Raw genomic sequence first — 13,409 nt, forward strand, 5'->3', positions numbered from 1 at the left:
ATAAGTGTAAAGATTGAATTATCTATGAACTTTTTACCAAAAAAGGTTAAAGAAAAAAGACACATTATGTAATGTGTCTTTGATCAACGTTATTGATTGATTTTTTTCATCAAGTCATCAACTAGTTTTTCATTTTCTGCAGCAGTTTGGGAAACGTTGCAGACTTGATCAGCCAGATCCTTAATATCTTCAGTATTGATTTTCTTCATCAAACTTCTAATCCGTAAAATTGAAGTTGCACTCATCGAATATTCATCAAGTCCCATTGATAACAAAATCGGGAACATAATACTGTCACCAGCAGCTTCACCACACATACCACACCAAATACCATTTTCATGGGCTGCGTCGATTGTGTGCTTAATTAAGCGTAAAACAGCTGGATTGGCTGGTTGATATAGATATGAAACATTATCATTACCACGATCAGCTGCCATTGTATATTGAATGAGGTCATTAGTTCCGATTGAGAAGAAATCGACTTCTTTAGCAAATTGATCAGCAAGAACAGCAGCAGCAGGAACTTCAATCATCATTCCTACTTGTAAGTCTTCGCCTACCTTGACACCTTGCTTAACCAACTTGTCCTTTTCTTCGGCCAAAATTGCTTTTGCTTGGTGTAATTCATCTAAAGTACCGATCATTGGGAACATAATCCCTAACTTACCATATGCAGATGCTCGCAAGAGTGCCCGCAATTGGGTCCGGAAGATGTCCTTATTCATCAATGATAATCTAACTGCCCGAACACCCAAAAATGGGTTCATTTCATCTGGTAAGTCCCAGTAATCAAGGTGCTTATCTCCACCAATATCCATGGTACGAATAATAACTTGCTTACCGTTCATACCTTCGATAACTTCTTTATAAGCCTCGAATTGTTGGTCTTCAGTCGGGAAATCCTTTGAATCCATATACAGAAATTCAGTTCTGTACAAGCCAACGGCTTCAGCTCCATTATCATTAACACCTTGCATATCGTTAGGTGTACCAATATTAGCTGCAATAGTGAATTGTTTACCATCAGCAGTAACTGATGGTTCATTCTTCAATTTTTCCCATTCAGCTTTTTGTTTAGAAAATGCTTCACCTTTTTGCTGGTAATCTGCCACTTGCTCAGAGCTTGGTTCAATAATAACATCACCGCTTAGACCATCAACAGCCAAAGTTTGACCATTTTGAATATCCTTAGTGATTGAATCAGTACCAACAACAGCTGGCAATTCAAGTGAACGTGCCATAATTGCGGAGTGAGCAGTCCGACCACCAATATCAGTTACAAAACCTTTAACAAACTTTTTGTTTAACTGTGCAGTGTCACTTGGCGTCAAGTCATGAGCTACGACAATCACTTCATGATCGATTGTGGAAGGATTAGGCAATTCCTTATTCAGCAAATGTGCCATAATCCGCTTAGAAACATCACGAACATCACCAGCACGCTGTTGCATATAAGCATTATCAGTCATTGCCTCAAAAATACCAATAAATTTTTGAGCAGTTTCATCAAGCGCTGCTTCACTATTGACTTTTTGTTCCTTAATTTCAGTTTCAATCGCACCAGTAAACTCAGGATCATTCAAAATCATCAAGTGAGCTTCAAATACCTGCGCTTCGTCTTCACCGATACTCTTCTTAGCAGCATCACGGATTTTTTCTACTTCAGTAGTAGAAGCCTTAATTGCTTCGTTGTAACGAGCTAATTCGCTATCTACATCTGTCACAGTAGTTTTCTTAAACGAAAGATCCGGTTCTACCAAGAGATAAGCTGGTGCGACAGCAATTCCGTCACTGGCAGCAATTCCTTGTAAAGTCTTGGTCATTATTCAGCTAGGCCCTCTTTTTTCATTGTGTCTGAAATAGCTGCAATTGCATCTTTTTCATCATCACCGTCACAAGTAATTGTTACATCAGCATTTTTACCAACGCCGAGTGACATAACACCCATGATTGACTTCAAGTTAACTGACTTGCCGTTGTATTCTAGATTGATATCTGAACCAAACTTTGACGCAGCCTGTACCAAAAGGGTAGCTGGTCTAGCATGAATACCTGTATCTGCAACAACATGAAAATCGCGTTTTTCCATTATAATTATCTCCTTTAAATTGAAAAATCAAACTGGTAGTAACTACCTATTCGTGTATTAGCCTATCATTTTTTGGCACAATAGACAACATAATTGTAACAGTTTACATCGTAATTTTCTACTTTACACCTGTATAAACGATTTTTCCACCTCTTAAAGCCCGCCCCTTGATATTTTGTCTCTTGCCAAAAGATCTTAGTGCTGATTGAAATTCAAAGGCCTTATCAGGCTCAACTTCGTATTGCTCTAGCTCTCCTTGGACCAATTGTTCAAGAATTTTTTGATAATCCAAATCTTTACCATCTCTTTATTAATTTAATCAAATTAACATTTATCTGAAGAATTAATTTTACCATCATTACCTAATATAGCAAAAATAAAATTCAGTAGTTAGCACTTGACTGTTTAGAGTGCTAATTATATAATTTAGTAAATCAAAAATGAAAGGCGGTAACTATCAGTGCTTTGTCAAAACTGTCAAAAAAGACCAGCCTCCATTCACCTGTTTGCTAAGGTAAATGGTCAAAGTCAAGAAATAAATTTATGTGGAAAATGTTATCAAGATTTAAAACAACAAGGAAATATTAATATGGACGAAAACGGAAATAGTAATTTCTTTGGTGATTTCGGAGATTTGTTTGGCTCAATGAGTGGTAATTCACGGGGCAATTTAAACCAAGGTCCGCAAGGCCCACTAAACCAAGGTGGAGGTCAAGGACCAAATGGTAATTCTTTGCTTGAGCAATACGGAACAAATCTGACTGATCTTGCTAAAAAAGGTAAAATTGACCCAGTCATTGGTCGCGATCAAGAAATCGCTCGAGTGATTGAAATTTTAAATAGAAGAACCAAAAATAATCCTGTCTTAATTGGAGAGGCTGGAGTTGGTAAAACGGCAGTTGTTGAAGGTTTAGCTCAACAGATTGTTGACGGCTCAGTACCAGCCAAATTGCAGGACAAGCAAATCATTTCATTAAATGTGGTTTCGTTAGTTCAAGGAACCGGGATTCGCGGACAATTTGAACAAAGAATGCAACAACTAATTAAAGAATTGCAAAGTAAAGACGATGTTATTCTATTTATCGACGAAATTCATGAAATTGTCGGTGCTGGTAATGCCGAAGGCGGCATGGACGCAGGTAATATTATTAAACCTGCTTTGGCCCGCGGCGAACTGCAACTAGTTGGTGCAACAACAATTAAAGAATATCGGGATATTGAAAAAGACTCTGCTTTAGCTCGTCGATTCCAACCAGTTGAAGTAAAAGAACCTTCAGTTGAAGAAACAGTTAAAATCTTACAAGGGATTCAGAAGCGCTACGAAGACTATCACCATGTTCACTATACTGATGATGCCATTAAAGCAGCTGCTGAATTATCGCAACGGTATATCCAAGACCGGTTCCTACCCGATAAGGCAATTGACCTATTGGATGAGGCAGGTTCTAGGATGAATCTTACTATCCCGTTTGTTGATAAAGATAAAATTAAAGAACGGATCGATGCAGCCCAAAAATTAAAGCAAGACTCCCTTAAAAACGAGGATTACGAAAAAGCGGCTTATTATCGTGACCAAATCGACAAATATACCAAGATGCAAGACCAAAAGGTCGATCCTGATAAATCACCAGTAATTACCAGTAAAATCATGAACAAAATTGTAGAAGAAAAGACTGGTATCCCAGTTGGTGAACTACAGAAGCAAGAAGAAAATCAACTGCAAAACTTGGCACCAACGCTTGAAAAACACGTTATTGGTCAAAACCAAGCAGTTGACAAAGTTGCTCGAGCTATTAGAAGAAACCGAATCGGCTTTAACGAATCAGGTCGCCCAATTGGATCTTTCTTATTTGTTGGTCCAACTGGAGTTGGTAAAACTGAACTGGCTAAACAATTGGCTAAGCAAATGTTTGGTACAGAAGAAGCAATGATTCGCTTTGATATGTCTGAATATATGGAATCATATTCTGTTTCGAAACTAATTGGTTCTGCTCCTGGCTACGTCGGTTATGAAGAAGCTGGTCAATTAACCGAACGAGTTCGTCATAATCCATACAGTTTAATCTTGTTAGATGAGATTGAAAAAGCTGATCCTTCAGTCATGAATATCTTTTTACAAATTCTTGATGATGGTCGCCTAACCGACTCACAAGGTCGAACAGTTTCATTTAAAGATACGATTATTATTATGACTTCGAATGCAGGACAAGGTATTAAAAATGCTAGTGTCGGCTTTACAGCTGAAAATAACACTGAAGAACCTGATTCTGCTAGAAAATCGATGAGTCAATTCTTCAAACCTGAATTCCTAAACAGGTTAGACGATGTTATTGAGTTCAATGAACTATCTAAGGATGATCTGGTTAAGATTGTTAACTTAATGCTTGACCAAACTAACAATATGGTTAAAAATCAAGGTCTACATATAGAAGTTACTGAAGATGCTAAGAAAAAATTAGTTGAACTTGGCTTTAACCCAGCAATGGGTGCACGACCTTTGCGTAGAACAATTCAAGAAGAAATCGAAGACAAGGTCGCTGACTTTAAGCTTGATCACCCAACAGCTACCAACCTAATTGCTAGCGTTGATAACAATGAAATTGTGATTAACGACCAAGAGGCAACTGCTAAAGTTGACAGTGATGATAATAACTCAAACTAAAGTGCTTGTTTTTAACATGATTGTCCCAAATGGTGATAATCATGTTTTTTATTAAAGAAAAAAATCAAGATTAGCGTTATAATAAATTTAAGATTAGTTACAAAGAAGAAACGGGTGAAATCCATGCATTTAATAGATGTAACCAACAGTTATACAGACCTAGTTCATAGTCAACTCAATTCAACCGATGCTAACTTTGTCAAAGTTTTCTCTTTGGGTAATACTTCCGTTGTCTATACCGAAAGTGATAAAGCAATTGGTATTGCCATTGAAAATCATGATAGACGCATTCGTAAAGATGAGATTGATTTTATTGTCAAACGACTGATTAAGGAACAAGATCCTTCATATTCTGTCACTGTTGATGATAAGCAACAGCAAATCGAACTTCACGTTGATAAATAAAAAAGTTGGCATAAAGCCAACTTTTTTTATTATAATTTTTCAGTTAGCTTAACCTCCGGATACTTGTCTTGGAAGAAGCGTTCTGCAAATTGATTTTCAAACAAGAATAAAGGCTGATCATAGCGGTCTTTAACCAATAAGTTACGACTATTCGACATTGCTGGATCAAGCTGCTCAGGGGATATCCAGCGTGCAATACGATGTCCAATACTGTTCATCTCAACTTCTGAATTATACTCATTTTGCATTCTGAATTTAAAAACTTCAAATTGCAATTGACCAACTGCACCTAAGATATATTCATCCGTTTGATAGTTGCGATAAAGCTGAATAGCACCTTCTTGCACTAGCTGTGTCATCCCTTTATGAAATGACTTCTGCTTCATCACATTTTTAGCAGTTACCCTGACAAATAATTCAGGGGTAAATTCAGGTAATGCTGGATAAACTATTTTGTGTTTACCAGCATAGATACTGTCACCAATTTGCAGGTTTCCTGTATCATATAACCCAACAATGTCACCTGCAACAGCATCTGTTACTTGCACACGTTCACTCGACATAAATTCGGTAGCATTATTCAAGCGAATCGGCTTATTGGTACGTGCTAAAGTTACATCAAGTCCTTTTTTAAATTCACCACTGCCAACTCTGACAAAAGCAATTCGATCACGATGATTAGGGTTCATATTAGCTTGAATTTTAAACACAAAACCGGAAAATTCTGAATTATCTGGTTTTAATTGCTCATCATCATTGACAGTATGACTAGTTGGTGCCGGTGCCAAATCAACGAAACTCTGCAGGAACGTTTCTACCCCAAAATTAGTTAAGGCTGAACCAAAAAATACTGGCGTTTGTTCACCCTCCAAAATTTTAGCTTCGTCAAAAGTATTTCCGGCCTCTTTAATTAAATCAATTTCATCCAAGGTATCTTGATATTGCGGATTTTGACTAAAAGGCTCACTATCAGGTAATTTACCAGCTTCATCTAATTTCAAAAAGCGGTCAACACCATCTTTACGATATAATTCAACCCGATTCTTTGACAGATCATATAAGCCTTCTAAGGTTTGCCCTGAACCAATCGGCCAGTTCATAGCCACGCCCTCTATGCCTAACAAATCCTCAAGTTCGGCAATTAAGTCAAGTGGTGGTCTACCATCACGATCTAGCTTATTCATAAAAGTAAAAATTGGAATGCCACGCTGTTTAACAACTTTAAACAGCTTTTTAGTTTGTGGCTCAATCCCTTTAGCAGAATCAATCACCATCACTGCCGCGTCAACTGCCATCAGTGTCCGATAAGTATCTTCAGAAAAGTCCTCATGTCCCGGCGTATCAAGAATGTTAATTCTTTTACCTTGATATTCAAACTGCATTACCGAACTGGTTACCGAAATCCCACGCTGCTTTTCAATTTCCATCCAATCACTGGTGGCATAATGACCAGTTTTTCTAGCCTTAACAGTACCAGCACTACGAATCACCCCACCAAAAAGGAGCATTTGTTCTGTAATCGTCGTTTTACCCGCATCTGGGTGAGAAATAATTGCAAATGTTCTTCTCTTATTAACTTCGTCTATCAATTCACTCATTAATTGCTTTGCTCTTCTTTCGTTTCTTCTGATACTGGCGTTGGAATCGTTAATAACACCGTTAATAGTCTTGAACGCATCATTCTTCTGGTTGTCAATACCATACCATTATCTAGTTCAACCGCTAATTTTTCTCCTTTAGCTGGAATAACTCCTAGTTTGGTAATCATATAACCAGCTATCGTATCAACGTCTTCCATTTCCAGCTCAGTTCCAAACTTTTCATTAAAATCATCAAGTGGCATTTTGCCATAGATCACAAACTTATCTGGTGCTAATTGATTATACAAAACTTCCGCATGATCAACTTCATCATCAATGTCGCCCACAATTTCTTCAATTAAATCTTCTAGGGTTGCTAAACCGACCACGCCACCATATTCATCAGTTAAAATAGCTAATTGCTGTTGTGTCTCTTGCATTTGAGTTAGCAATTCACTTAATTCAATTGTTTCGGGGGCAAACAATGGCGGATTCATTACGTCCTCATAAGTTAAGTTTGCAAAACCTTTTTCTTTAGCTTTTCGCAAAACTGTCCTGATATGGATAACACCCACAATCTTATCCTTATCTTGCTCATAAACTGGAATCCGAGAATATGGTTCACGAATTATTTCATCTAGGTTGTCTTGTAGACCGTCATTATAATCGACCATAAAGGCGTCCGTACGCGGTACCATTACCTCACGTACCATTCGTCCTTGAAAATCTAAAACACGATTTAATAGTAAAAATTCATTATCACTAATCTGTTGATGATCATGTAACAACTTAATTTCACTAATTAAATGCTCTTTAGTCTCTTCATTATTTTCAGGGGAAATTTTATTTTTTAATCGTTTAAATAAATTCCCCTTCTCAGGGTCGCTTGTCATATATTTTTTTACTCTCTTTCTCAAAACCCAAATTAAATATTACTATTATATCATGTACTAAAGCGATGTGGTAAAATAGCTCGTAAGAAAGAGGTCTCAATCATGAAAAAAAGTCATGTTCTACTAGTGTTTACATTTTTACTGTTTATCCCCTATCTATGCAGCTTACTAATTATTGGGATTGGCTATGATGCCCTAGTTTTGCACTCTGCAGACTTGGTACGGACATCTATTGGTGCACTTGTTGGAGCCTTGATCATGTTCGCTATTAAAGCAACTATTCAGCGCCCCGTAGATTTATTAGCAATGGAAGTTGATGACGGCTTGCTCAAGCAATTATTGCGCTTTTTTAGTATTAGACGCCGTTACTTTCTATTAATTGCCAATATTGTCCTTGATTTTGTCCTTTGTTTTGCAGCTACCTTTATTGTCAGGGAGTTTTTGACCTTAGACCAAATAGTCGGCAAATCAGCCGGTATTGTCCTGTTAGTCATGCTATTGTCAACTTGTCTGGGAGCCTACGTTGAATACGATAATTTATCAATTGACCCCGACCAATCCTAATTATCCTTCTAAATATAACCTTTGCGTTAAAGTCTGCGTTGTCGTATCTAAAGTCTGCAAAACATATGGTGTCATACTGTCACCTAAGTTTTCGTAAGTCGTAATCCCGGCAGCGCTGATTTTTTGCAAAAATTCTGGAATAACAACGTTCAAAGGTTGAGCAAAAAAAGCTAAACTTTGATTAGCTAGTTCTTCTTGAGCAACTTGGCCTTCAGGTAAGACAAATTTCATTAATCCTGCTGGAGTCTCAACAACACTAGGTGCAATTACACCATACCAATACATGAAATTTTCTGGACCAAAAACTACTAAGCTGCCGCGCTGTTTTTCTAAATGATTAGCTGTCAAAAACTGCTGAAATCCAGCGTCATTTTCTAATTCTTGATTACATTCCGTAAAAGATTTTTGCTCATTCATCAAGTGATCAGCAAATGGCCGTCCAATAAAAGTTAATTCTGTTTGTAATTTTTTCATGATAATTCCCCTAATATTCTGCTAACTCGTCTAATGGAATAATCTCGCCTGCTAAAAATGATTCGATTTCACTACTTGAAAAGCCATGACTATAAAGATAATTACGCATTTTGCTATTGCGCTGGCTTTCATTTAACCGGCGAAAGCGCTTGTAGGCTTTCACACCCTGTTTTTTTAGGGCTTCCGTTTGCTCATCCGCGTCTGTCTCTAAGCCTGTTTGCTCAATTATTAGACCGCATAGACTACTGCTAAAACCATGACTCATCAATTTCGTTCGCATTTTGCGTTCTAGCTCACGCTGAGAAACTTTACCAATCTTATTTTTCATCGACTTAATCACTCGCTGACCTGCATCAAGCCAGTTATCATCGGCAACTTCTGCCAATTTATTTTGCACTAGTTCAGGATCGACACCTTTTTGCACTAGCTTTTGCGTTAAAGATAATGGGCCATCCGTGCCAATCCGTAAATCTTGGCGTAAAACAATTTCAATATATTTTTGATCATCTAAAAAACCCATTTCTGTTAGTTGTGTAACTGCCATTTGCGCGGCTTTATCAGCTATATCATGCTTTTTTAGGTATTGTAAAATTTCAAAAACAGTTCTTGGTTCATAACTTAAATATGCTGAAGCTAAATTGGTAGCTTTGGCATTAGCATCAAATTGCTTAATCTCAGTTATTTTTTCGTCTGTCAATTCCTGCCCCTTAAGTAGCATAAATTCAGCTATGGTCTGCTCGCTAGCCGAAAAGGCATATTGATTATCCACAAAAATATTATACCGCCCAGGACGTTTTTGGCTACTAACTTTAGTAATAATTGGCATATTGATCCACCTTTCTAAACTTCTTTACTCCATGCTAGCAAATAATGCACAATCTTGCTAAAAACTTTTTTCATCGCTACAATAAAGATTAAAACTTAATAGATTATTGTAGAAAGAAAAATTATGCATAAAGATTTTCGGCGCAAAGAGCCAAAAGAAAAAGACGTTATTATTACTATTAAACGACTAGGAATTAACGGTGAAGGTATCGGCTATTACCGTAAAAAAATTATTTTTATTCCTGGTGCCTTGCCTGGCGAAGTAGTAGTTGCTAAAATTACTCAGGAATTTCCTCACTATTTACAGGCCGAGCTTATTCGGATTAAGGAAAAAAGCCCAGATCGGGTTGACTTTCCTAAAGGTGTTAGCCCAGAAGTTGGTGGCCTTGAATTAGCCCATTTAGCTTATCCTAAACAACTGGAATTTAAGCGTGACAATGTGCTTGAAGCCCTTAAAAAATATCATCCACGTGGCTATAGTAAATATAAAGTCAAGAATACATTGCCTGCTCCTGATCAATGGCACTATCGCAACAAAGCCCAATACCAAATCGAGCAAGATCATCATGAAACGAGCTTAGGACTTTTTGCTCCTAACTCACATCAATTATATGACTTACCTGAAATGCCGACTCAAAATAAAGCCACACAAAGAACTGAACGTGCAATTAAAAAGTTAGTTAATCAATTACACGTCCCAATTGCAAATCCATACCGCAATTCAGCAGGTCTAAAAACAATTGTAGTTCGCCAAGCTCAAGCAACCCAAGAAATCCAAGTTACACTGATTACCGTTGGTCATGAACTCAAAAATCTCTTGAAGTTAAGTCAAGAAATCATGAATTTGTCTAATGTCGTCAGCGTCTATCAAAACGAGACTGATTGGCGTAACCCACAAGTTTGGGGGAACAAAACCGAAAAATTAGCTGGCAAAAAACAAATTACCGAGGAAATCTTAGGTAAAAAGTTTGCGTTATCTCCTCGTGCCTTTTTTCAATTAAATTCAGTCCAAACTACTAATCTTTATTCTGAAGCTTTAAAATTCTTAGATTTAAAGCCAGACCAAACCCTAATCGATGCGTACAGTGGTGTCGGTACACTCGGAATTTTAGCTGCTGACCAAGTCAGTCAAGTAATTGGAATTGAAACCATTCCAGAAGCTGTTTCCGATGCCCAGCACAACGTTGAACTCAACCATATTAAAAACGCTGAATACTTGCAAGGAAGTGTCGAAAAAGTTTTGCCTTCTCTGCAAAAAGATGGTGTGCCAATCGACAGCCTAATTGTTGATCCGCCAAGAACAGGCCTAGCTAAAAGCTTAATCAAGACACTACTTAAGGCTAAACCACAAACTTTCGTTTATATTTCTTGTAATCCATCAACTTTAGCTCAAGATTTGGTTCTACTAACTGAAGCATACGATGTTCGGCTAATTGAAAACATTGACATGCTGCCACAAACACCTCGTTGTGAATGCATCACTAAATTAACTTTACGTAAATAAAAATAGTTGCCGTTTTTGCGACAACTATTTTTATTGTGGGTGAGGCTATTTATACTTTACTAATTTTAACAATACTAATTTTAAATCTAATAAAGGCCTGAAAGGGTCGATATTAGTCTTCTAAAGAAAAAGAAATCGATTACCAGTTATTAAGAAAGACTACATCATATCACTATATTAAATTAAAGATAATTTTGATAATATACAAATTATGGAGATAAAACCTTAGTTATAAGTTCACCTCTTACCACACTTTTATAATATCATAATCTGTAAACGCTTGCAATATTTTTGTTTTGTCTTGCCACTAAGCAAGTCCATAGCTTAGCAACTTAGACTGCCGACACATGCCTCTAATCCGGTCATACAACAATAATAGCTACCCAACTTTTCAAACTAATATAGGACGTTTAGTCAAAACTTTTATCTACTTAATCGACATACTTAGCCAAAAAATGGCTAACTTGCTTCTTATAAGTTTGCGGATAATCCTGATAGGAATCAGCATGTTTAGCCTTAGGTGCAATCCACAACTTTTTAGGACCCTTAGTCGCACGATAATTATCATAGACCATATTAGTTGGCACAAAAGTGTCTTTGCCACCATGAATAAAAAGCATCGGGCGGTGATTCTTTTGTAATTGCTTAGTGCTTGAACCATCTGCCAAAAAATAGCCGACCTTAGCTTTATTAATCCCACTTAAAATTTCCACTAGCGGAAAACGTGGAAAAGCTGGCATACCATAGAGTGCTTTTGCCTCATGTTCGATTTCTGACTTCACATTACTGTAGCCACAATCTTCAACTAAAGCCTTAACTTGGCATGGCAACTTTTCACCACTAACCATCATAGTGGTTGCGGCTCCCATGCTGACACCAAAAATCACAATTTGCTGCTTAGACCCATTTTTTGCTAATAATAGCTGCAACCACTTTTTAATATCCTGTTTTTCAACCCAGCCATAACCAATATACTTACCTTGACTATCTCCTTGAGCGCGCGGATCCGGAGTCAGCGTGTTATAGCCTAATTGATGAAATAAAGCATCATATTCGCCCATATCATCCTTAGTATCCATATATCCTGGCAAAATAATGGCGGTTTTATTCGCGTTAGCTTTAGGAATATAATTAGCTACAAGCTGATATTGCTGATCTGCCGATTTAATAGTCCATCTTTTTTTAGCAACCTTTTGATACCAAGTCTTTTCTCGATACAATGAGTCAGTCTTTTTAATGACCTTGCTATCAGAACTTAGAAAACTTTTTTCTCCCGGAACGCAAGCTACCTTAAAAAAATAAAAACCAGCAGCAGTAAATATGGTCCCAACCAATAAAACGATAATGACTAGTGAAAGCCACAGCTTTTTGTGCTTTAATTGTTTCAAATTAGAAATCCCTCTTTCTTGCCAAATCTAACAATTATTAGTATAGCATTTTAAATTTGTATAGGATATTATTTATGAGATTAACCGATTTATTACAATTAACGAATGATTTGAATCAACAAACCGCCTTTTTTCTAACTCTTGATAAACAACCTGTTCCCTTAGCAAAATTAAAAATCACTAATCAAGCTTGCCTACTTTACCCAGGAAAAAAGCCGCTGACAAAAGCCAAAATTACCAGCCTAGTCAAGCATCTTCATGGTCGCAACATCCCTTTGTGGATTCAAAATAAAACGGAAAAAGTTCCAGTTTATGGTATCCAAATTATTGATGGTCAAAATTCAGTTAGATTGACATAGTAAAACAGCTCTAGTTAATACGAACATCTTCGATTTCAGGTTTAAACATTAAATTCAACAATTTAAATGCAACAAAACCTAAGATAGAGCCTAACGTGTTTAACAATAAGTCATTAACATCAAAAGTCCTATTTCCAAGATAAAAATAACTAAGCAATAATTGCAAGCTTTCAATTGACAAAGAGCTCAAAAACATCAAGCCAATATTAGGTAAAATTCTTTCATATTTTTCTTTAAAGATAGCAACAAAAAATGATAATGGTACTAACAAGATAAGATTACCTATTAATTGTAATAGCATATATGTCTGCAAAACGCTCAACTTTAAATTGATAAAAACTTGCTTGCCAAATCCTAATTTATATGGTACAGAACTTTGAGAAAATAACGGAATAGGAAATAGCGTAACATCCAATAATACCCAGAAATAAATTAAAAATATAATTATTAAAAAACTTCTTTTCCAACTAAAATTCTTATTTTTTAATTGTTTAGCAATACTTATAAACAAGATAAATAAGAATATAGGTATTAGAATTGTACCATTGAGTTCAACAGGTGCTACATACCACTTTCCAGAAATAACTACCATTGCATCATCCTTACTATTATTGTATATTTATATTTTATACAAGCAATTATATATTCTATTTAACAAAATATCAA

14 protein-coding genes are annotated in these 13,409 nt (G+C 36.5%); 5 read left to right on the top strand and 9 right to left on the bottom strand.

The features are described 5' to 3' along the window. Positions 1 to 89: 89 nt before the first annotated feature. The 3 genes from ptsP to OZX56_RS06260 form a co-directional block, all read right to left on the bottom strand. Positions 90 to 1,823 carry a phosphoenolpyruvate--protein phosphotransferase gene (gene ptsP / locus OZX56_RS06250; RefSeq protein ID WP_277139301.1) on the bottom strand — a complete coding sequence of 578 codons (1,734 nt, stop codon included), beginning with the start codon at positions 1,821 to 1,823 and terminating at the stop codon, positions 90 to 92. Continuing rightward, positions 1,823 to 2,089, bottom strand: coding sequence for a phosphocarrier protein HPr (locus OZX56_RS06255; RefSeq protein ID WP_277126169.1), 267 nt, complete (start codon positions 2,087 to 2,089; stop codon positions 1,823 to 1,825). The genes ptsP and OZX56_RS06255 overlap by 1 nt, the downstream gene beginning before the upstream one ends. Positions 2,090 to 2,207: 118 nt before the next feature. Beyond that, positions 2,208 to 2,381 (bottom strand): hypothetical protein, encoded by a 174-nt coding sequence (locus OZX56_RS06260; RefSeq protein ID WP_277126168.1) that lies wholly within the window; start codon positions 2,379 to 2,381, stop codon positions 2,208 to 2,210. A gap of 168 nt (positions 2,382 to 2,549) precedes the next feature. Between OZX56_RS06260 and OZX56_RS06265 the strand changes: the two genes are divergently transcribed. Both OZX56_RS06265 and OZX56_RS06270 read left to right on the top strand, forming a co-directional pair. Continuing rightward, positions 2,550 to 4,751: an ATP-dependent Clp protease ATP-binding subunit gene (locus tag OZX56_RS06265; RefSeq protein ID WP_277139302.1), complete on the top strand. Its 2,202-nt coding sequence runs from the start codon at positions 2,550 to 2,552 to the stop codon at positions 4,749 to 4,751. Positions 4,752 to 4,874: 123 nt separating this feature from the next. Then, positions 4,875 to 5,156, top strand: a complete 282-nt coding sequence (locus OZX56_RS06270) for a DUF1827 family protein (RefSeq protein ID WP_277126166.1) — start codon at positions 4,875 to 4,877, stop codon at positions 5,154 to 5,156. A gap of 29 nt (positions 5,157 to 5,185) precedes the next feature. Here the strand turns inward: OZX56_RS06270 and OZX56_RS06275 are convergent, their stop codons facing one another. Then, positions 5,186 to 6,754 carry a peptide chain release factor 3 gene (locus OZX56_RS06275; protein ID WP_277139303.1) on the bottom strand — a complete coding sequence of 523 codons (1,569 nt, stop codon included), beginning with the start codon at positions 6,752 to 6,754 and terminating at the stop codon, positions 5,186 to 5,188. Further along, positions 6,754 to 7,629 carry a hemolysin family protein gene (locus OZX56_RS06280; protein WP_277139304.1) on the bottom strand — a complete coding sequence of 292 codons (876 nt, stop codon included), beginning with the start codon at positions 7,627 to 7,629 and terminating at the stop codon, positions 6,754 to 6,756. The genes OZX56_RS06275 and OZX56_RS06280 overlap by 1 nt, the downstream gene beginning before the upstream one ends. A gap of 102 nt (positions 7,630 to 7,731) precedes the next feature. Between OZX56_RS06280 and OZX56_RS06285 the strand changes: the two genes are divergently transcribed. Continuing rightward, positions 7,732 to 8,193, top strand: coding sequence for a hypothetical protein (locus OZX56_RS06285; protein WP_277126163.1), 462 nt, complete (start codon positions 7,732 to 7,734; stop codon positions 8,191 to 8,193). Here OZX56_RS06285 and OZX56_RS06290 read toward each other — a convergent pair whose 3' ends face one another. Beyond that, positions 8,194 to 8,667: a hypothetical protein gene (locus OZX56_RS06290; RefSeq protein ID WP_277139305.1), complete on the bottom strand. Its 474-nt coding sequence runs from the start codon at positions 8,665 to 8,667 to the stop codon at positions 8,194 to 8,196. A 10-nt stretch (positions 8,668 to 8,677) separates the two neighbouring features. Next, positions 8,678 to 9,493, bottom strand: a complete 816-nt coding sequence (gene recX / locus OZX56_RS06295; RefSeq protein ID WP_277139306.1) for a recombination regulator RecX — start codon at positions 9,491 to 9,493, stop codon at positions 8,678 to 8,680. Between the two features lie 123 nt (positions 9,494 to 9,616). Between recX and rlmD the strand changes: the two genes are divergently transcribed. Further along, the gene (rlmD, locus tag OZX56_RS06300) at positions 9,617 to 10,996 is read left to right on the top strand and encodes a 23S rRNA (uracil(1939)-C(5))-methyltransferase RlmD (RefSeq protein ID WP_277139307.1); all 1,380 of its coding nucleotides are present in this window, start codon (positions 9,617 to 9,619) and stop codon (positions 10,994 to 10,996) included. A gap of 431 nt (positions 10,997 to 11,427) precedes the next feature. Here the strand turns inward: rlmD and OZX56_RS06305 are convergent, their stop codons facing one another. Beyond that, positions 11,428 to 12,384 carry an alpha/beta hydrolase gene (locus OZX56_RS06305; RefSeq protein WP_277139308.1) on the bottom strand — a complete coding sequence of 319 codons (957 nt, stop codon included), beginning with the start codon at positions 12,382 to 12,384 and terminating at the stop codon, positions 11,428 to 11,430. A 74-nt stretch (positions 12,385 to 12,458) separates the two neighbouring features. Between OZX56_RS06305 and OZX56_RS06310 the strand changes: the two genes are divergently transcribed. After that, positions 12,459 to 12,743 carry a hypothetical protein gene (locus tag OZX56_RS06310; RefSeq protein WP_277126158.1) on the top strand — a complete coding sequence of 95 codons (285 nt, stop codon included), beginning with the start codon at positions 12,459 to 12,461 and terminating at the stop codon, positions 12,741 to 12,743. Between the two features lie 10 nt (positions 12,744 to 12,753). Here the strand turns inward: OZX56_RS06310 and OZX56_RS06315 are convergent, their stop codons facing one another. After that, positions 12,754 to 13,335 carry a VanZ family protein gene (locus tag OZX56_RS06315; RefSeq protein ID WP_277139309.1) on the bottom strand — a complete coding sequence of 194 codons (582 nt, stop codon included), beginning with the start codon at positions 13,333 to 13,335 and terminating at the stop codon, positions 12,754 to 12,756. Between the last annotated feature and the right edge of the window lie 74 nt (positions 13,336 to 13,409).

Source organism: Lactobacillus sp. ESL0684, assembly GCF_029392675.1.
Lineage (GTDB): Bacteria > Bacillota > Bacilli > Lactobacillales > Lactobacillaceae > Lactobacillus.

Coding starts and splice junctions, on each gene's coding strand:
- OZX56_RS06270 (WP_277126166.1), top strand. CDS start 4,875: ATGCATTTAATAGATGTAACCAACAGTTATACAGACCTAGTTCATAGT.
- OZX56_RS06275 (WP_277139303.1), bottom strand. CDS start 6,754: ATGAGTGAATTGATAGACGAAGTTAATAAGAGAAGAACATTTGCAATT.
- rlmD (WP_277139307.1), top strand. CDS start 9,617: ATGCATAAAGATTTTCGGCGCAAAGAGCCAAAAGAAAAAGACGTTATT.
- ptsP (WP_277139301.1), bottom strand. CDS start 1,823: ATGACCAAGACTTTACAAGGAATTGCTGCCAGTGACGGAATTGCTGTC.
- OZX56_RS06255 (WP_277126169.1), bottom strand. CDS start 2,089: ATGGAAAAACGCGATTTTCATGTTGTTGCAGATACAGGTATTCATGCT.
- OZX56_RS06290 (WP_277139305.1), bottom strand. CDS start 8,667: ATGAAAAAATTACAAACAGAATTAACTTTTATTGGACGGCCATTTGCT.
- recX (WP_277139306.1), bottom strand. CDS start 9,493: ATGCCAATTATTACTAAAGTTAGTAGCCAAAAACGTCCTGGGCGGTAT.
- OZX56_RS06285 (WP_277126163.1), top strand. CDS start 7,732: ATGAAAAAAAGTCATGTTCTACTAGTGTTTACATTTTTACTGTTTATC.
- OZX56_RS06310 (WP_277126158.1), top strand. CDS start 12,459: ATGAGATTAACCGATTTATTACAATTAACGAATGATTTGAATCAACAA.
- OZX56_RS06315 (WP_277139309.1), bottom strand. CDS start 13,335: ATGGTAGTTATTTCTGGAAAGTGGTATGTAGCACCTGTTGAACTCAAT.
- OZX56_RS06280 (WP_277139304.1), bottom strand. CDS start 7,629: ATGACAAGCGACCCTGAGAAGGGGAATTTATTTAAACGATTAAAAAAT.